Raw genomic sequence first — 17,597 nt, 5'->3', positions numbered from 1 at the left:
CTGCTCAGGCCGGCGGCTCGCCCGCAAGCACCTCGCGAATCTTCTGCGACAGCTCCGACTTCCGGTAGGGCTTCCTGAGCAGCGCCACGCCGGGATCGAGATGTCCTCCGTGGACGATGGCATCGTCGGTGTAGCCGGAGGTATAGAGCACCCTTGCTCCCGGCCGCCGGAGCCGGATCGCGTCGGCCAATTCCCGCCCGTTCATGCCGCCGGGCATGATGATGTCCGTGAACAGCAGATCGAATTTGGCGCCCTGGTCGACCAGCGCCAGTGCGGAGGCGCCGTCGCCGGCCACCAGCGTGCGATAGCCGAGGCTGCCGAGCCGGGCGATGACATAGCCCTGCACCAGCGGATCGTCCTCGACCACGAGGATCGTTTCGTGCCCGCGTGCCGTGTCGAGCGCCTGGACCGGCGCGGTCCTGGCCGGCGCCTCGCCCTTCGACCGCGGCAGGAACAGCCGCATCACCGTGCCGCGCCCCTCCTCGCTCTCGACCGCGACGGTGCCGCCGGTCTGCTTGGCAAAGCCGTAGACCATGCTGAGCCCGAGGCCGGTGCCGCGGCCGACGCCCTTGGTGGTGAAGAACGGCTCGAACACGTGCTCACGGATGTCGGCGGGGATGCCGTGGCCGGTGTCGGCGACCGCGACCATCACGAAGGCGCCGCGCATGGCATCGCCGTCGCCCGCAGCGTCGGTGTCGTCGAGCTCGCGGTTCGCGGTCTCGATCGTGAGCTTGCCCCCGCCCGGCATCGCGTCGCGCGCGTTGACGGCGAGGTTGACGATCGCGGAGGAGAGCTGCGATGGATCGGCCATCGCGGACCACGCATCGTCGGCGAGCCGGGTCACGATCTCGATATGGGCGCCGAGGATCGGCCTCAGCAGTTTAGCGGTCTCGATCACGAGGGCGTTGACGTCGATCTCGCGCGGCTCCAGCGGCTGGCGGCGCGCGAAGGTCAGGAGCTGCGAGGTGATCTCCGCGCCGCGCGCGGCCGCATCGTCGATCAGCTGCGCGATCGCGGCGAATTCGGGCTTGTCCGCAAGCCCCTCCTGGATGATCTCGATGGTGCCGGTGATGACCGTGAGCACGTTGTTGAAGTCGTGCGCGACGCCGCCGGTGAGCTGGCCGATCGCATCCATCTTCTGGGATTGGCGCAGCCGCTCCTCGGTCTCGTGCTGCTCGGTGAGGTCGGTCGCGGAGCCGCGATAACCCATGAAGCTTCCGTCGGCGGCGAAGACCGGCTGGCCGTTGACGCTGAAATGATGCATCCGCCCCGTGGTGTCGCGGCCGCGATATTCGAACTTCCGGAACGGCTCATGGCGGTCCAGCATCGCCATGTGCGCGCGCCATTTCTCGGGCTCGGCGTCGCAGCCGGACGCGGCATCGGTGCGGCGCTTGCCGATCAGCGCCTTGTTGTCCATGCTGAAGGCACCGGCCCGGTCGGAAATGTAGGTGAACCGATGGTCCGGTCCGGTCTCCCAGAACCAGTCGGACGCGGTCTCGGCATAGTCGCGGAAACGCTCTTCACTCGCACGCGCGTCCTCTTCGGCGCGCCGGCGGACCTTGAGGTCGCGCTCGAGATTTGCATTGGCCTCGCGCAGCTCGCCATAGGCCCGCTGGAGGTTCGCGCACATGGCGTTGAAGGCGTCGATGACCTTGTCCAGCTCGTCGGCATCGTAGGGCGGCCGGCGCTCCAGGCGCAAAGGCGGCGGCGGCCGCGCCAGGCTGTATTTGCTGACGAAGTCTGCGATGGCGACCAGATGCCGCGTCACCAGCAGATGGAACATGTAGATGATGAACAGCGAGACGAGGAACGTCTTGGCCGCCTGGCTTGCCAGGATCACCAGCGCGCGGTTCAGCAGATGCTGGTAGACGTCGGTCAGCGTCGCCTCGACATGGAGCACGCCGATCTCGCGTGCGGTCCCCTGCACATTGGTGTTCAGCGGATAGTCGCGCGTCACGACCGAGCGGGTGCTCGGCTCGCCGATGGCGAGGCGGATCGGATTGGGACGATCGGCAATCTCGCGCACCTCGGCGGCGCGGATGTCGGGCAGCCGGAGGATGCCGTCGAGCTGGAGCTTGAGCTGGTTCTGGTCGAGATTCCAAAGGCTCTCGCCCAGGCTGCCGGTGGTGCTGCGGCCGATCTCGTCGAGCCTGGTCTCGATGAGGCCGACCTCGCGATCGTAATCGAGATAGAGCTGGAGCGCAGTCAACGTCAGCGTCACGACCGAAGAGAACAGCAGCACGGCGGCGAGCAGGCGCGGCCCGACGCCGCTGCGCGACCAGTTGAAGAGCCGGGACAGCAGCGCGGCGAACATCGAAGGCGCGAGCGCGGTGCCGATCAAATCCTGCTTCGCAGCCGCCGGTGCAACGGCGCGGCCGCGATTGGAGTCCTCGTCACCAGCCTTGGCCATGCACCACATCCCCGGAAACGGCGGCACGCTGCGGCCGAGCGGTCGCAGCCTCGAGCATTTCGCTCGTCGAGACTTCCCCTTCCCGCGATGCGCGCGGCGATCCCGTCGGCCGATTTCCTGTCAACCCCTGGGCGGCTTGAGGTCGGCGGGGTCATAACTTGCGTCCGCTAGCAGGATTGTCGCGCAAACTACCACTTCGCGTGGTAGAATGACATCGGTGAAAGTCCGGACGTCGCCTGCACCTCGGGCGGGCAGTGATCTCTATGGCCACGCGCAGGCGCCGTCTCCGGTAGATCGGGCGGACATCGGAATCCAGCGGTAGCTTCGGGCAACGAGGAGGCGCGTCATGTGGCGGATTATCGTCGCCTGCCTGTCACTGCTTGCAAGCGGTCCATCGCCGGCACAGGAGGTCATCCGGCTCGCGCGCATCGCCGACATCCCCGATCAATATGTCGGCGGCGAGATGTTGCGGGCCGTTTACGCCAGGCTCAACATCAGGCTGGAGTTCGAGGACGTGCCCGGCAAGCGCGCGCTCGCGCTGTCGAGCGCCGGCGCGGTCGACGGCGAGATCCAGCGCATCGGAACGCTCTCGCGCGACTATCCGACGCTGGTCCAGGTCACGCCGGCGATCAACTATATCGAGCCGGCGGTGTTTGCGACGAAATTCCGGTTCGACGTCGCCGGCTGGGACTCGATCAGGGACTACAGCATCGGCATCGTCCGCGGCGTCGGCTCCTCGGAGGCCGGCACGCGCGGCATGGCCCGCGTCACGGCGACCACTGGCCTCGACAACATGGTCAGGATGCTCGATGCCGATCGTTTCGACGTGATGGTCACCGACCTCTTCAGCGGGCTCGCCGCGGTGCGCAAACTCAATCTGCAGGCCAGGATCCACCCGCTCTCGCCGCCGCTCGAGCGCATCCACATCTACCATTACCTGCACGAACGCCATCGCGATCTCGTGCCGAAGGTAGGCAAGGCGATCGCCCAGATGGAGGCGAGCGGCGAATTGGCGGCGCTGCGCGAGGCCCTGGTCAAGCAGGTCTTGAACGCCCCGTAACGGGCCGCCGGCTCAGCCCGTGCGAAGCCTCTCGCGCAAGGCGACGGCGGCGATCAGCATGCCGACGCACCAGGCCACGACGGCGCGGTGGGGCTCCCCGCCGAGCAGCACCGTGAAGATGCTCGTCAGCAGGCACGGCACGATGACCTTGCCCGTCCGGCTCGTCAGTGCGAGCAGGAACGGCATCGCCGCGATCGATATTTGCAGGACGTCCATATGGGACATCGGGCGCGAGGCTTCAGAAGCCGCAAACACCGAGCGCGCGCGGCCGCTTGCCGCGCCGGCTTTCGACGATGCGCTCGCCGCCATTCTCGGCCGAACTGCCGTAATAGCGGTGATGGCCGCTTTGGTCGTGCAGATCGGCCGTCTGAGATTGTCCGGCGCGACGTGCGTCGCAGATGATCTTGATGTGACCCGACATTGCCGCCTCCAGCAGAAATCTTGTTGTTGTGGTCATCAGTCGCGACCACTTCCGGCGGCGTTCACACGGCAATGCCGCAATCGGGTTTCAGGACGGTTTCGTCGCGGCCCGGCCACGCAATATCTTATGCTTGAATTTATGCTTGAATTTATTTTGGGGATTGTCGGCATCGCCTGCGGTGCTACGTCCTCTGGGATCGGTGCAGAAAAACAACGAGGTGACGATGCTTTACGCCATCCTGGCCTACCACGTGGAAGACGAGATCCTGTCCTGGACGCCTGAGCAGGACGCCGCGGTCGTGGCCAAGGTCATCGAGGTTCAGGCCCCCTTGCGGGCCAGCGGGCAGTTCGGGCCGGCCGCCCGTCTGGATGAGACCCGAAAGGCCCGCACCTTGCGTGGCCCCGGCGCGGGCATGGTGCTGGACGGCCCGTTCGCGGAGACCAAGGAGCAGCTTCTGGGCTTCCACCTGATGGAATGCGCCAGCGAGGAGGAGGCGATCGCGGCGGCACGGAAACTGCGTGCGGTCAACCCGACGGCGGTCTACGAAATCCGCCCGGTCAAGCTTTACGTGCCGGCCGATGGGTTCGGCGCGACGTCCGGGTGAGGCCTCACGCGCCCGGCCCGGCCCGCGCACCGTAGAAGCGCTGGATCGCGAGCCCGCCGAAGGCGATGAACCAGACGAAGGGCGCGATATGCGGGGCGAACGCCGCCACGATCGTGCCCGGGATGAACACCAGGAGCGGAAACAGCGAGGCCATGATCTCCTGGCGCCAGCCGCCGAGGATCGTCCACCACAGCCAGGCATTGAGGCCGGCGATCGCGGTCAGGTGCAAGCCATAGAGCACTGCCACCGCACTGCTCATGCCGTAATTGGTGTAGAGGCCGTTGGTGACAGGCAGCAGAACGATCGAGAGCAGGAAGAACAGGTTGAGGATCACGGCGCCGCGGCTGCCGACCGGCTGGCGCGCCAGCCGCCGGTGATGGCTGATCCAGAACACGCCGGCGATGATGAAGCTGAGTGCGAAGCCGGCGAGCTTGCCGGAATAGACATGGGCAAGATCGCTCCAGTCGGGCGCGCTGGTGAACACCGCGGCCTTGGGCAGGTCGTAGGCCAAAAGCGTCATGGCGACACCGAAAATGGTGTTGCTGAGCGATTCCAGCCGCCGCATCTCGAACTGGTCGGATTTGAGCTCGGTCATGCCGGGTGCGCTTTTCGGACTGGAACCTGGGGGCGTCTTTCCCCCTAAATCCTAAACCCGGTCCCGTCCAGCCGCATTGCGATTCGCGACGGGATCGCCGACTCTCGCCCTTTCACCGGGGCGATTCGTGGCGACATATCTGGACACGCTCAATGCGGAGCAGCGCCGCGCCGTCGAGCATGGCGTGGCCGATGGCGCGACCGTGGGCGCTCCCCTGCTGGTGATTGCCGGCGCCGGCTCCGGCAAGACCAACACGCTGGCCCATCGCGTCGCGCATCTGATCGTCGCCGGCGCCGATCCGCGCCGCATCCTGTTGATGACGTTCTCCCGCCGCGCGGCGGCCGAAATGGCCGGCCGGGTCGAGCGCATCGCCCGCAAGGTGCTGGGCGAGAACAACGCCGCGATCATGCGCGATGCGCTCAGCTGGGCCGGCACCTTCCATGGCATCGGCGCGCGTCTGCTCCGCGAATATGCCGAACGGATCGGCGTCGATCCCGCCTTCACCATCCACGACCGCGAGGATTCCGCCGACCTGATGAACCTGGTCCGGCACGAGCGCGGCCTGTCGAAGACCGAGAGCCGCTTCCCCGCCAAGGGCACGTGCCTGTCGATCTACTCGCGCTGCGTCAACGCCGAGATGGAGATCGAGAAGGTGCTGGGGGTGCACTATCCCTGGTGCGCCGGCTGGGCCGCCGAGCTGAAGGGCCTGTTCGCGGCCTATGTCGAGGCCAAGCAGGCCCAGCACGTGCTCGATTACGACGATTTGTTGCTGTATTGGTCGCAGATGATGAGCGATGCGCTGATCGCCGAGGAGATCGGCGGCCGCTTCGATCACGTGCTGGTCGACGAATACCAGGACACCAACCGCCTGCAATCCTCAATCCTCCTGGCGCTCAAGCCCGACGGACGCGGGCTCACCGTGGTCGGCGACGACGCCCAGTCGATCTATTCGTTCCGCGCCGCCACCGTGCGCAACATCCTGGATTTCCCGCAGAGCTTCTCGCCCCGCGCCGAAATGATCACGCTCGACCGCAACTATCGCTCGACGCAGACCGTGCTGGCTGCGGCCAACGGCGTCATCGGGCTCGCGCGCGAGCGCTTCACCAAGAATCTCTGGACCGACCGCGCCGCCTCGCACAAGCCGCAGCTCGTCACCGTGCACAACGAGGCCGACCAGGCGCGCTACATCGTCGAAGAGGTGCTGGCGAACCGCGAGCAAGGCGCGCTGCTCAAGCACCAGGCGGCGCTGTTCCGGACGTCCTCGCATTCCGGCCCGCTCGAGATCGAGCTGACCCGTCGCAACATTCCGTTCGTCAAGTTCGGCGGGCTGAAATTCCTCGACGCCGCACATGTCAAGGACGTGCTGGCGCTGCTGCGCTTTGCCGAGAACCCGCGCGACCGCGTCGCCGGTTTCCGCATTTTGCATCTGTTGCCGGGCGTCGGCCCCGCGACCGCGCAGCGCGTGCTCGACCACATGGCGGAAAGCACCGATCCGCTCGCCGCACTCGGCCAGCTCCCGGTGCCCGCGCGCACCGGCGCCGACTGGACCGACTTCGTCCGCACCACCCAGAATTTGCGCTATTCGGAATGGCCGGTCGATCTCGAACGCGTGCGACTCTGGTACGAGCCGCATCTCGATCGCCTCCACGAAGATTCCGAGACGCGCCGCGCCGATCTGATGCAGCTCGAGCAGATCGCCAGCGGCTATGCCTCTCGCGAGAAATTTTTGACCGAGCTCACGCTCGACCCGCCGGACGCGACCAGCGACAAATCCGGCCCGCCCTTGCGCGACGAGGACTATCTGATCCTGTCCACCATCCACTCCGCCAAGGGCCAGGAATGGAAATCGGTGTTCGTGCTCAACGTCGTCGACGGCTGCATGCCGTCCGACCTCGGCGCCGGCACCAGCGCCGAGCTGGAAGAGGAGCGTCGCCTGCTCTATGTCGCGATGACCCGCGCCAAGGACGATCTGCACCTCGTCGTTCCCCAGCGCTTCTTCGTCCACGGCCAGCAAGCCAAGGGCGACCGCCACGTCTACGCCTCGCGCACCCGCTTCATTCCGGAGCAGCTGGTCTACCTGTTCGAGCGCACCGCCTGGCCAAAGGCAGCAAGCGGCGCCGCCCGCACCGCGGCGCAGGGGCCGAAGGTCGACATCGGCGCGCGTATGCGCGGGATGTGGCGGTAGACACAAGAGGCTCGTGTCGGGACCTGTCAGGATAACCGGAACAACAGAGGTCCGACATGAAAGCCGTCGTCGTCGAGCAATACGCACCGATCGATCAGATCGAACTGAAGGAGGTCCCGCCGCCGTCCATGGAACCGGGACAATTGCGCATCCGCGTGGAAGCTGCCGGGATCGGCTTCGTCGACGGCTTGAAGATCGAGGGACGCTATCAGACCAAAGATCCCCTGCCCTTCATTCCCGGGACGGAGTTCGCGGGCGTGGTGACGGACGCGCCCGGCGCACCCGGCGGCTATCAGCCCGGCATGCGCGTGATGGGGATGACGCGCGCGGGCGCGCTTGCCGAAGAGATCGTCGTCAGACCCGAAGCGCTCCATCCCCTGCCCGACGGCGTCGCGGCCGAAGTCGCCGCCTCGTTTCGCGCCAATTATCTGACCGCCCTCTATGCGCTCAGCTCACGCGCCATGCTGGTCGCAGGGGAACAGCTTCTGGTGCTGGGCGCAGCTGGCGGCACCGGAATTGCGGCAGTCCAGATCGGCAAGCTGCTCGGCGCCCGTGTGATCGCAGCAGCATCGACACCGGACAAGCGCGCGTTCGCGCTGGCGCACGGCGCCGACGCTGTGATCGACTACACGCAGGCCGGCTGGCGCGACACGCTGAAGGAATTGACGGGAGGACACGGCGCCGACGTGATCTTCGACCCCGTCGGCGGCGAGATCTCGGTGCAGGCCTTTCGCTCCATCGCCTGGCGCGGCCGTCATCTCGTGGTCGGTTTTGCCGCCGGCGCGATCCCCGCGCTGCCGTTCAACCTGCCCCTGCTGAAGGGCGGCGCCCTGCTCGGTGTCGACCTCGCACAGATCCCGTTGCGCGAGCCCGACGTGCAGAAACGCCTGATGTTGCAGTTGACGGGCTGGCTTGCCGACGGCCAGCTGAAGCCTGTGGTCGGTCGCGTCTTCGCGCTGGGCGATTTCCGGGAAGCGTTCAGGACCATGCAAACGCGCGGGGCGCTCGGCAAGATGGTCGTGCGCGTCTCGACATAGGACGCACGAGCGGCGCGAGGGCGTCCGTGACGCGGCGGCAGCTACGTGTTCAGCCTGTCGAACTGGACCTTGCCCGCCTTCATCACCAGTGGAATATGCTCACCCTGGCCGAGCAGGCAGGCGACGTCGCGCAGCGGATTGCCGTCGACCACCAGCAGGTCCGCGATCGACTCGGGCACGATGCGGCCGAGCTTGCCCTCCATGCCGAGCACCTCGGCGCCGATTACCGTGGCGCTGGCGATCACCGCGCGCGGACCGAGAATCTCGGCGCGAATGCGGAATTCGTCGCTCTGGAGGCGCTGCGACGGCCCGAGCAGATCGCTGCCGAACCCCATCTTCACGCCGGCGTCGCGATAGATCGCGAGCGAACGCAGGCCGGCGTCGCGGACATCGGCGATCTTGGCGACGCTCTCGGGCGGCAGGCCATATTGCGCGCCTTCATTGGCCAGCGCCTCGTAGGTGACGAGCGTCGGCACCACATAGGCGCCCTTCTCGGCCATCAGGCGCGCGGTCTGGGCATCGACCAGATTGCCGTGCTCGATGGTGCGCACGCCGCAGCGAACCGCGCGCTCGATCGCGGCAGCGGTATAGGCGTGGGCGAGCACATAGGTCTGGCGCCCGCGCGCCTCCTCGACGATGGCGCGGATCTCGTCCTCGGAGTAGCCGAAGGCGCCAACCGGATCGGTCGGTGACGCGACGCCGCCGGACGCCATGATCTTGATCTGGTCGGCGCCCATCTGCAGCTCCTCGCGCGCCGCCTTGCGCACGCCGTCGACGCCGTCGGCGACGCGCGCCAGCGCGCCGACGCGCACGCAGCAGGGGCACGGTGCGTCGCTGGCGAGGTAATCCGAACGTGCCCGCATGTCGCCATGCCCGCCGGTCTGGCTCAGCGCGCGGCCGGAGACGAACAGCCGCGGGCCGTCGGTGAGACCGGTCTCGATCGCCTGCTTCAGCGCATGGCCGGCGCCGCCGGCGTCGCGAACGGTGGTGAAGCCACGCCGAAGCATGCCGCGCAGCAGCAGCGTCGAGCGCAGCGTCACCAGCACGTTCGGCATGTGCACCTGCTGCGACAGATTGAGCTCGACCGCCACCGCATGGACATGCAGGTCGATCAGGCCGGGCATCAGCGTCTTGCCGTTGAGGTCGATGGTGCGGTCGACTGAAGCCTGGAGCGGCCGGTCCGAGACCTCCCTGACCACATTGTCCTCGACCAGCACGTAATGGCCCTCCAGCAAATCCGGCTGAAGCGGATCGAGCAGAGCGGCGTTCTTGAAGAGGGTGCTGGGCATGGTCGTTTCCTGTCTGGTCAGGACGGTGTGAGCAGCGCGGGCAATGCGAGCTGGGCGAACGGAAGACACGCAGCGACGTCGTCCGCACCGTACCAGCCCGCTTCATGGAGCAGGTTGAGCGAGCCGAGCGTGCGCCCGCGCCAGCGCACGGGCATGTTGAGCACGCTCTCGCAGCCGAGTGAAGCGATCAGCTCGTGATCGGCGAACACATTGCGCAGATCATCGAGAGTGCGGCCGATATAGGCTTCGCCGCGGTCGAGCACGGCCTCGGTCCAGGGGCCCGGCGCCAGCCGCTTGCGGCCGCCCGTCGGGTAAGGCTCGGGGAGATTGGAATAGATCCGCGCCGCTTCGCCCGTATCGTCGTCATAGGTCAGGATCGTGAACAGCTTGTGCCCGATCGCCGATTTCAAGGCTTGATCCAGCGCCGAGAACAGCGCCTCCGGCTGATCCGCCCTGCCCTGCGCCGCCGCCACGGCGTTGAGCAGCGGATCGGGCGGGCGCGTCGTTGCCCTCATGCGACTTCGCCCGCCGCAATGTCTTCCAGCGACCGGCCGCGCGTCGGCACGCCCATCACCACGACGGTGAGCGCACCGATCAGCAGAACGCTGGTGGTGATCCCGAACACGCCGGCAAAGCCGAAATTGGGATAGAGGTAGCCGACCAGGATCGGCGAGACGATCGCGCCGATCCGGCCGATCGCCGAGGCAAGCCCGGCGCCGGTGGTCCGCACCGGCGTCGGGAACACCTCGGCCGTATAGGCATAGACGCCGGCATAGGTGCCGTTCATGAAGAACGACAGCAGGATCCCCGCGACCATGATGTGCTGGTCGCTCTGCGCGAAGGCGAGTCCGAGCGCGCTGATACCGCCGAGCACCATGTAGGACGCAATGGTCGCCTGCCGGCCGATGCGCTCGTTGAAATACGCGGCGCTGAAATAGCCGGGGATCTGCGCGCAATAGATCGCGAGCGAATAGGCGAAGCTCTTGGTGATGCTCATGCCGTTCTGGACCAGGAGGCCGGGAATCCAGACGAAGAAGGAATAATAGCTGAAGGTGATCGCAAGCCACATGATCCAGGTCATGACGGTGATGCGCGCCTGCCGGGGCGCCAGAAGCGCCGCGAAATTGGCAAGCAACGTTCCCCCGGCGACGGGCGGGCTGACCGCGTCGACGACCGGCTGCGGCAGCACATGCCCCCGGCGCGCGAAGCCGGCTTCGATCCTGTCCAGCACCGCTTCGGCTTCCTTCGCCCTGCCCCGGCTTTCCAGCCAGCGCGGCGATTCCGGCAGCGCCCGGCGCCACCAGAGCAGCATGACGACCGGCACCGCGGTGATCACCAGCACGATGCGCCAGCCGTTCTCATAGGCGGGAACGATGAAGTAGCCGAGCAAGGCCGCCGCGACGAAGCCGAAGGAGAAGAACCCGGCCAGCGCGCCGGTGAAGCTGCCGCGGAAGCGCCGCGCCACGAACTCGGCGAGATAAGGCGCGATGATCGCGCTCTCGGCGCCGGTGCCCATGCCCGCGACAACGCGGGCGGCGAAGAAGGACGGCCAGCTGTCCACGGCGGCGCTGACGATCGATGCGGCACAATAGAGCGCCAGCGCCGACATCATCACCGCGCGGCGTCCGATCAGGTCGCCGAGCGTGCCCGCCAGCAACGCGCCGAACAGGAAGCCGATATAGGTGCTGCTGCCGAGCACGCCGATCTGCACGCTCGTCAGATTCCAGGCGGTGCGCAGCACCGGCAGGATGAACGCCAGCACGGCGGCGTCCATCGCGTCGAACATGTAGCCGAGCCCGCCCATCAACAACAGATGCGTGTGGAAGCGTGCGAATGGCAGGCGCTCGATGCGCGCCGAGATCATCGACATGTAAGTCCCCTCTGTCCGGCGGCCCGGCATCCGCAAGTCCCTGGGGGAACCATAGACAAAGAGATATTATCGTCATAATTTATAATCGTGATCCCATACATCACCACGGTGAATGTTCTGTCGTTTCGATCGCTCGACCTCAACCTGCTGAAAGTCTTCGAAGCCCTGATGACCGAGGGCAGCGTGACGCGCGCCGCCAACGCACTGCTGATGACGCAGCCGGCGGTCAGCAACGCGCTGGCGCGGCTGCGCGACGCGCTCGGCGATCCCCTGTTCGTCAGGTCCGGCACTGGCATCCGTCCGACCCAGCGCGCCGTGGTGCTGTGGGAGCCGATCGGCGAGGCACTCGAAACCGTCCGCGGCGCGCTCGACGAGCAGGTGTTCGATCCGCGCCGCGCGCAGACCGAGTTCAGCCTGTCGATGTCGGATTACGTCGCCTCGCTGGTGATGCCGAATCTCCTCGGCCATTTCGGCAAGGTCGCGCCCAAGGCGCGCGTGCACACCGTCCCCAACACCATTCTGGAGATCGCCGATCAGCTCGAAGACAATCGCGTCGATTGCGTGCTCAGCGTCTATGTCAACGAGGCGCAGCAGCCGGCCGCCATCCGCTCGCGCTCGCTGTGGACGGTCGACTATGCCTGCTTCATGCGGCGCGGCCATCCGCTCGCCGCCCAGAAGCGGCTCAGCACGCGCAGCTTCCTCGGCGCAGGCCATGTCGACGTCAGCCTCGCCGGCAAGACCCTGCCGTCCTACGACCTCTTCCTCGCTTCGCGCGGGCTGTCGCGCAATCTGGTCGCGACCGTCAATCACTACAGCGCCGCTTACGAGGTGGTGCGCCAGTCCGACCTGATCGCGGTGCTGCCGAGCGATCTGCGCTCGCAATCCCGGCACGCGCCGTTCCTGCACGCCATGCCGCTGCCGCTCAAGGCGCCGCCGCGCATCGTCAGCCTGTTCTGGCACCAGCGCAACGACACCGTGCCGGCGCAGCGCTGGCTGCGCGAGACCCTGGTCGAGATGTTCACCAGGTCCGACTGAGCGTACGGGCGCGGGCCTGGCACGATCCAAAGAGGAAACGGTGGGTTTCTCAAAGCAGCATTGTTGCACCGGCCGCCGCGGCCTAGCTCCATCGCAGACGATTCCCTCCCACAGCGACAAGCGCAAGCTGCGCCCGCAGAGACCTCACCGATGACCGCATCGCTTCAATTCGGACTGGATACTTTTGGCGACGTCACCAGGGATGCCGCAGGCGCCATGCTTCCGCACGCGCAGGTGATCCGCAACGTCGTCGACGAAGCGGTGCTGGCCGACGAACTCGGCCTCGACTTCATCGGCCTCGGCGAACACCACCGCGCCGATTTTGCGATCTCCTCGCCGGAGACCGTGCTCGCCGCGATCGCATCGCGGACCAAGCGCATCCATCTCGGCTCGGCCGTAACGGTGCTGTCTTCGGACGATCCCATCCGCGTCTTCCAGCGCTTTGCCACGCTGGACGCGCTCTCCAACGGACGCGCCGAGGTGATCCTCGGCCGCGGCTCGTTCACTGAATCCTTTCCGTTGTTCGGTTTCGACCTGCGCAAATACGAAGAGCTGTTCGAGGAGAAGCTGGACCTGTTTGCTGCCCTGCTGGCGCAGAAGCCGGTGAGCTGGGAGGGCAAGCTGCGTCCGCCGCTGCGGGATCAGCTGGTCTATCCCCCGGTCGAGAACGGCCGGCTTAAAACCTGGATCGGCGTCGGCGGCAGCCCGCAATCGGTGGTGCGCGCTGCGCATTACGACCTGCCTTTGATGCTCGCGATCATCGGCGGCGATCCCGCGCGCTTTGCGCCGTTCGTCGATCTCCATCACCGCGCCGCCAAGGAGTTCGGCCGCCCCGCGCAGCCGATCGGCGTGCACTCGCCCGGCTATGTCGCCGAGACGGATGAAGAGGCGCGCGAGGAGCTATGGCCCGACTACAAGGCCATGCGCGACCGCATCGGCAAGGAACGCGGCTGGCCGCCGATGGGCCGCGACGAGTTCGCGAGCGAGGTCGAGCACGGCTCGCTCTATGCCGGCTCGCCGGAAACGGTGGCGCGCAAGATCGCCAGGACGGCGAAGACGCTCGGCATTGCGCGGTTTCAGCTGAAGTATTCGGCGGGTCCCTTGCCGCATCAGAAGCTGATGAAGAGCATCGAGCTTTATGGGCGCAAGGTGGTGCCGATGGTGCGGGAGATGATGGGGTAGCGGCTTGAGGCGGCCGCCTACTTCATCAGCCCGAGCCGGCTCGCGCCGACATAGAGCGAAAGCACGGCGGCGTTGGAGACGTTGAGGCTCTTGATCTCGCCGGGCATGTCGAGCCGCGCCACGACGCTGCAGGTCTCGCGGGTCAATTGCCGCAGGCCCTTGCCTTCGGCCCCTAACACCAGCGCGAGCGGCTCGCGCAGCGCGACGTCGCTGAGATCCGCGCTGCCTTCGCTGTCCAGCCCGACGGTCTGGAAGCCGATTTCATTCAGCGTGGTCAGGGCGCGCGCGAGGTTCTGCACGGTCACAACAGGCACCAGCTCCAGCGCGCCGGAGGCGGCCTTGGCGAGCACGCCGGTGGCTTCCGGGCTGTGGCGGGCAGTGGTGACGATCGCCTTCACCGCGAACGCTGCGGCGGAGCGCAGGATCGCGCCGACATTGTGCGGGTCGGTGATCTGGTCGAGCACCAGCACCATGCCTTCCTGCTTCAAGGTCTCGATATCAGGCGAAGGCAGAGGATCGGCTTCCGCAAGCAGGCCCTGATGCACGGCATCGGGCGAGAGCAGACGGTCGATCTCCTGGGGCCGGACGATCTCGGGCGTGACGCGGGTCTCGATATTCTCGTCCGCAAGTCGCTTCGCAGCGTTCTCGGTCAGCGTCAGCTTGCGGATCCGTCGCTCCGGGTTGGCCAGCGCCATGGTGACGGTGTGCCAGCCATAGAGGATGACCGGCCCGTCGGCGTGCGAATCGCGGTCGCGCCAGGCCGGCCGGCCGGCCGATTTCCCGGGTCTGTTGAAGGGCTTAGCCCCGCCGCGGGGGCCCCTGGGGGTGAATTTTTTGTCCTTCATGGGCTCGCTTGTGTCACGGGTGCCGGAATATGGCAATTTGGGTGGCTTCGAAGGCGATTTTAGCTGTTCGCCTCGGTTGACTTTGCCCCACCGGATCGCCCATAACCGCGCCCGGTCGCGCCCCCATCCGGGCTGTCGCGGCCTTCACGTTCCATGGCCGTCTTCGGTCGCCGGCAAGGTCCGGCCCGATTGTGCTGCCGTCGAGCGGGGGAGTGTCCCGAGTGGCAAAGGGAGCTGACTGTAAATCAGCCGCCTCATGGCTTCGCAGGTTCGAGTCCTGCCTCCCCCACCAGCCTTCGCTCGCTTCGCGAGCTTCGGCTTGGCAAGCCAATCCAGATCATCATTCAGCGAAGCGAGCGAAGGCTGCCACGCCGTAGCCGTCAGGCGTAGGCGGGCTATCGACCTGATTGATCGCGCCCGCACATAATCAGAAAAGCAAAACGCCCGTCCGCATCGTGCGAACGGGCGTCTCGTCAGCTCAACCGATCAGGGATCAGTAATAGCGGCGCAGCACGCGGTGACCGCCATAGTACGGCGCCGGCGCGTGACGGTGGGCGTAGCCGTAGCGCGGACCATGGCCGTAGTGCACGCGCGGCAGATAGCCGTAGCGCGGGCCGTAGCCGTAGCGATACGGACGGTAGTACGGGCGGTGATAGGGAGCCACGGCGGCGCGATAGCCATAACCGTAATTGGCGGGCGCGACGACCGCGTCTTCACGATAGGTCGGATACGGCGCGAAGGCGCCCGGGCCGGTATAGGTCGGGCCCTGGTTGACGTGATAATACTGCGTGGCCGGCTCGGCGAGACGCTCATAGGCGCCATAGCCATAGCCATAGCCGTAGCCGCCGCAACCGGTGTTGCAGCCGGAATAGACCGGCGCGACCGGCTGGCACGGGTTGAAGCCGCACGCCGCGGCGGGTGCCGTGGCGACGAACATCACGGCAGCCGCCGCAACCAGTCCCGAAATCATTTGACGCATTACTCTCTCCTGTTGATTTCTGTTTGTTGGATTTTGACGTTTCTTAACCCGGCGGTTTGCCGGGGACCTGGACATGCGGCCGCGGTCGCGGTGGCCGCGGACGATCGTTGATTTCAGGCGCGAGGATCACCGGCGGCGGATCGACGGGCACGTCCATCTGCGGCGGCAGCGGCGCCGATTGCGCGCCCCAGCTCTGGTGATAGCTCTCGGCGGGCTTCGGCAATTTTCGGTTCGCGGGCGGCTCGACCTCGAGCCGGCCGTAACCGGGCCGCAGGCCCAGCGTCGGATAATAATGGCCGACGTCGGCAGGCTGCCGCTCGGCGACATAGCGCCCGCCATAGATCGTGGGCTGCACCTGCTGGTTCTTGCCCAGGCCCCAGACACCCTCGACCACGGCATAGGACGCGTCGATGTTGTTGATGATGATCGGCACGCCGGGCCGGCCGGGCACGACGATATCGAAGCCTTCGCCGGCAAACGCCGTCGCGGGCAGTCCGATCAGAAAGGCAGCGAGCGCCACAATGCGCATGAGGGGGACCCCGGTTATGCGGCGGCAACCTATCCGATCGCGGCGCAGAGAGGGTTAAGGCCCGCTCACCAAATTCCGGTAAGCCTAATGTGTAAGGATTGCGGGCCGCTCAAATGCCGCAAAGCGAATGAGCGAAGCGTTAACGGCGTGTGACTTCGCCGCACGGAACCGCACCGTGCGCTCACATCCGTTTGACCGTTTGCTTGCGAAATCCACCGGTTTCATCGGAACGTCCGGCGCCGCAAGCGTTTAGCCCCCGTCAACAAAATGGGAGCCAACAACCATGAACATCAAGCTTCTTGGAGCGACGACGATTGCGGCGACCATGCTGGCAGGCTCTGCCATGGCGCAGGCCGTCGTCACCAATCCCGGCCGCTGCTCGGCGCAATTCCCCAACGCCAATTGCCAGAATCTCGGCCCAGGAAATCCATACACCGATAGCGGATACCGCCAGCGCCGCGCGTCCTATCGTCAAACCAATGGCGACTGGAATAACGATTGGAACAGGAGCCGTACCGGCTTCTGGCCGACCGACGTCGCAGCCGGCGTAGCCGGCGCCGCGATCGGCACCGCGGGCGCGATTGCCAGCGCGCCGTTCCGCGCCTGGGACAATTCCTACGCCTACGACAATTCGTGGGACAACCGCGGCTGGGACAATCGTGGCTGGGACACCCGCACCTACGCCCAGCGTAACGGCTTCGTCTGTACGCCTGGTACCTGGTTCAAGGGCGCAGACGGCCGCCGGCACATCTGCCAGTAAGGCGATCTAATCGATGCGGAGAGATCAGGCGGCCTCCGGGCCGCCTGATTCATGTTCGCGGCGACGGCCTTTCCGGTTCTGGCACTTTCCGACCAAGTCTGGTATTGCGGCGCGCAACGGGTGGACACCCCGGCCCATGCCGGCCCTGCCCGCGTCGCCGGCTTAGCTCAGCGGTAGAGCAGCGGTTTTGTAAACCGAAGGTCGGGGGTTCAATCCCCTCAGCCGGCACCAGCATCTGGCGTACAGGTCTCAGCTCGAATGCTTCGGCACGCTGCCTTGCTGGAAGTGCTCGGTACCTGACATCTCCACCCAGCCATGCTTGGACTGCTCGAACACCGATCTGATCGGCGGCGGAAAATCCGGATTTGCGATCGCGCCGACGGCAACGCCGATCATCGCGGGCAGATTCTCGGCTTGCCAATAGACGGTCGAACCGCAGTCGGGACAAAAATAGCTGCGGACCTTGCCGCCGCTCGCGGCTGTCCGAACGTACTCCTTTGACGGTCCCGCGATCGTGACAGCGCGCGCCGGATAGAACGCACCCACGCCGAACGGCGCGCCGGTTCGTCGCTGACAGTCGAGGCAATGACAGGCGACAACGAGCTGCGATGGTCCCGGCAGCGACAGCGAAAGAGCACCGCAGCGGCATCTGGCATCGATCATCGAATTTGCTCTCCCTGCTGGACGGATGCGAATTGAAAAGGCGACCCGTGCCCCGGACGCAGTGCAGCGCCTCTTCGGCGATGCGCTGCAGAGCCGGGGCCCACAGCGCCGCATTGCTGTGGGCCGCTTTCTG

The 17,597-nt window shown here is 66.4% G+C and carries 18 protein-coding genes and 2 tRNA genes; 9 read left to right on the top strand and 11 right to left on the bottom strand.

The features are described 5' to 3' along the window. Positions 1-4: 4 nt before the first annotated feature. Positions 5-2,410, bottom strand: a complete 2,406-nt coding sequence (locus GDN70_RS16140; RefSeq protein WP_152102772.1) for an ATP-binding protein — start codon at positions 2,408-2,410, stop codon at positions 5-7. Between the two features lie 346 nt (positions 2,411-2,756). Between GDN70_RS16140 and GDN70_RS16135 the strand changes: the two genes are divergently transcribed. After that, positions 2,757-3,470: an ABC transporter substrate-binding protein gene (locus tag GDN70_RS16135; protein ID WP_038972355.1), complete on the top strand. Its 714-nt coding sequence runs from the start codon at positions 2,757-2,759 to the stop codon at positions 3,468-3,470. Between the two features lie 12 nt (positions 3,471-3,482). Here GDN70_RS16135 and GDN70_RS16130 read toward each other — a convergent pair whose 3' ends face one another. Both GDN70_RS16130 and GDN70_RS16125 read right to left on the bottom strand, forming a co-directional pair. After that, complete coding sequence (locus GDN70_RS16130; RefSeq protein WP_028141071.1) at positions 3,483-3,686, bottom strand: hypothetical protein; 204 nt, start codon at positions 3,684-3,686, stop codon at positions 3,483-3,485. A gap of 22 nt (positions 3,687-3,708) precedes the next feature. Next, positions 3,709-3,891, bottom strand: coding sequence for a hypothetical protein (locus GDN70_RS16125; protein WP_038950498.1), 183 nt, complete (start codon positions 3,889-3,891; stop codon positions 3,709-3,711). A 223-nt stretch (positions 3,892-4,114) separates the two neighbouring features. On the opposite strand from GDN70_RS16125, the gene GDN70_RS16120 reads away from it, so the two are divergent. Further along, a complete protein-coding gene (locus GDN70_RS16120; RefSeq protein ID WP_028141072.1) occupies positions 4,115-4,495 on the top strand; it encodes a YciI family protein in 381 nt (126 codons plus the stop codon). Between the two features lie 4 nt (positions 4,496-4,499). On the opposite strand, the gene GDN70_RS16115 is transcribed toward GDN70_RS16120, so the two are convergent. Continuing rightward, a complete protein-coding gene (locus tag GDN70_RS16115) occupies positions 4,500-5,090 on the bottom strand; it encodes a TMEM175 family protein (RefSeq protein WP_038950499.1) in 591 nt (196 codons plus the stop codon). Positions 5,091-5,217: 127 nt separating this feature from the next. Between GDN70_RS16115 and GDN70_RS16110 the strand changes: the two genes are divergently transcribed. Together GDN70_RS16110 and GDN70_RS16105 are read left to right on the top strand one after the other, a co-directional pair. Next, positions 5,218-7,275, top strand: a complete 2,058-nt coding sequence (locus GDN70_RS16110; protein ID WP_152102771.1) for an ATP-dependent helicase — start codon at positions 5,218-5,220, stop codon at positions 7,273-7,275. Positions 7,276-7,331: 56 nt separating this feature from the next. After that, a complete protein-coding gene (locus GDN70_RS16105) occupies positions 7,332-8,312 on the top strand; it encodes an NADPH:quinone oxidoreductase family protein (RefSeq protein ID WP_152102770.1) in 981 nt (326 codons plus the stop codon). Between the two features lie 41 nt (positions 8,313-8,353). Here the strand turns inward: GDN70_RS16105 and GDN70_RS16100 are convergent, their stop codons facing one another. Genes GDN70_RS16100 through GDN70_RS16090 form a run of 3 tightly spaced genes read right to left on the bottom strand, consistent with a single transcriptional unit; the run spans position 8,354 to position 11,471 of the window. After that, positions 8,354-9,601, bottom strand: coding sequence for an amidohydrolase family protein (locus GDN70_RS16100; protein WP_152102769.1), 1,248 nt, complete (start codon positions 9,599-9,601; stop codon positions 8,354-8,356). A gap of 17 nt (positions 9,602-9,618) precedes the next feature. Beyond that, positions 9,619-10,116, bottom strand: coding sequence for a GAF domain-containing protein (locus GDN70_RS16095; RefSeq protein WP_028141077.1), 498 nt, complete (start codon positions 10,114-10,116; stop codon positions 9,619-9,621). Further along, positions 10,113-11,471, bottom strand: a complete 1,359-nt coding sequence (locus GDN70_RS16090; RefSeq protein WP_038950504.1) for an MFS transporter — start codon at positions 11,469-11,471, stop codon at positions 10,113-10,115. Before GDN70_RS16090 ends, GDN70_RS16095 begins: the two co-directional genes overlap by 4 nt. Before the next feature lie 168 nt (positions 11,472-11,639). Between GDN70_RS16090 and GDN70_RS16085 the strand changes: the two genes are divergently transcribed. Together GDN70_RS16085 and GDN70_RS16080 are read left to right on the top strand one after the other, a co-directional pair. Further along, positions 11,640-12,506 carry a LysR family transcriptional regulator gene (locus GDN70_RS16085; protein WP_240536446.1) on the top strand — a complete coding sequence of 289 codons (867 nt, stop codon included), beginning with the start codon at positions 11,640-11,642 and terminating at the stop codon, positions 12,504-12,506. 150 nt (positions 12,507-12,656) lie between these two features. Further along, positions 12,657-13,688, top strand: a complete 1,032-nt coding sequence (locus GDN70_RS16080; RefSeq protein WP_028141080.1) for an LLM class flavin-dependent oxidoreductase — start codon at positions 12,657-12,659, stop codon at positions 13,686-13,688. A 17-nt stretch (positions 13,689-13,705) separates the two neighbouring features. On the opposite strand, the gene rlmB is transcribed toward GDN70_RS16080, so the two are convergent. Beyond that, the gene (gene rlmB, locus GDN70_RS16075; RefSeq protein ID WP_028141081.1) at positions 13,706-14,533 is read right to left on the bottom strand and encodes a 23S rRNA (guanosine(2251)-2'-O)-methyltransferase RlmB; all 828 of its coding nucleotides are present in this window, start codon (positions 14,531-14,533) and stop codon (positions 13,706-13,708) included. A gap of 206 nt (positions 14,534-14,739) precedes the next feature. On the opposite strand from rlmB, the gene GDN70_RS16070 reads away from it, so the two are divergent. Then, positions 14,740-14,825 (top strand) — tRNA-Tyr (locus tag GDN70_RS16070). A gap of 201 nt (positions 14,826-15,026) precedes the next feature. Here the strand turns inward: GDN70_RS16070 and GDN70_RS16065 are convergent. Both GDN70_RS16065 and GDN70_RS16060 read right to left on the bottom strand, forming a co-directional pair. Further along, positions 15,027-15,512, bottom strand: a complete 486-nt coding sequence (locus tag GDN70_RS16065; RefSeq protein WP_095426198.1) for a hypothetical protein — start codon at positions 15,510-15,512, stop codon at positions 15,027-15,029. 43 nt (positions 15,513-15,555) lie between these two features. Next, complete coding sequence (locus GDN70_RS16060) at positions 15,556-16,041, bottom strand: hypothetical protein (protein ID WP_152102768.1); 486 nt, start codon at positions 16,039-16,041, stop codon at positions 15,556-15,558. A gap of 283 nt (positions 16,042-16,324) precedes the next feature. Here GDN70_RS16060 and GDN70_RS16055 point away from each other — a divergent pair, with 283 nt between their 5' ends. Next, positions 16,325-16,801: a hypothetical protein gene (locus GDN70_RS16055; RefSeq protein WP_152102767.1), complete on the top strand. Its 477-nt coding sequence runs from the start codon at positions 16,325-16,327 to the stop codon at positions 16,799-16,801. 156 nt (positions 16,802-16,957) lie between these two features. Then, positions 16,958-17,032, top strand: a tRNA-Thr gene (locus tag GDN70_RS16050). 18 nt (positions 17,033-17,050) lie between these two features. Here GDN70_RS16050 and GDN70_RS16045 read toward each other — a convergent pair. Continuing rightward, entirely contained in the window at positions 17,051-17,464 is a 414-nt protein-coding gene (locus GDN70_RS16045; protein ID WP_152102766.1) for a GFA family protein, read from the bottom strand. Between the last annotated feature and the right edge of the window lie 133 nt (positions 17,465-17,597).

Origin of the sequence: Bradyrhizobium sp. TM102, assembly GCF_009176685.1 — a bacterium.
GTDB classification, from domain to species: Bacteria; Pseudomonadota; Alphaproteobacteria; order Rhizobiales; family Xanthobacteraceae; genus Bradyrhizobium; species Bradyrhizobium ottawaense.
The sequence above is the reverse complement of the archived record's forward strand: the minus strand, read 5'-3'. Positions and strand labels throughout refer to the sequence as shown.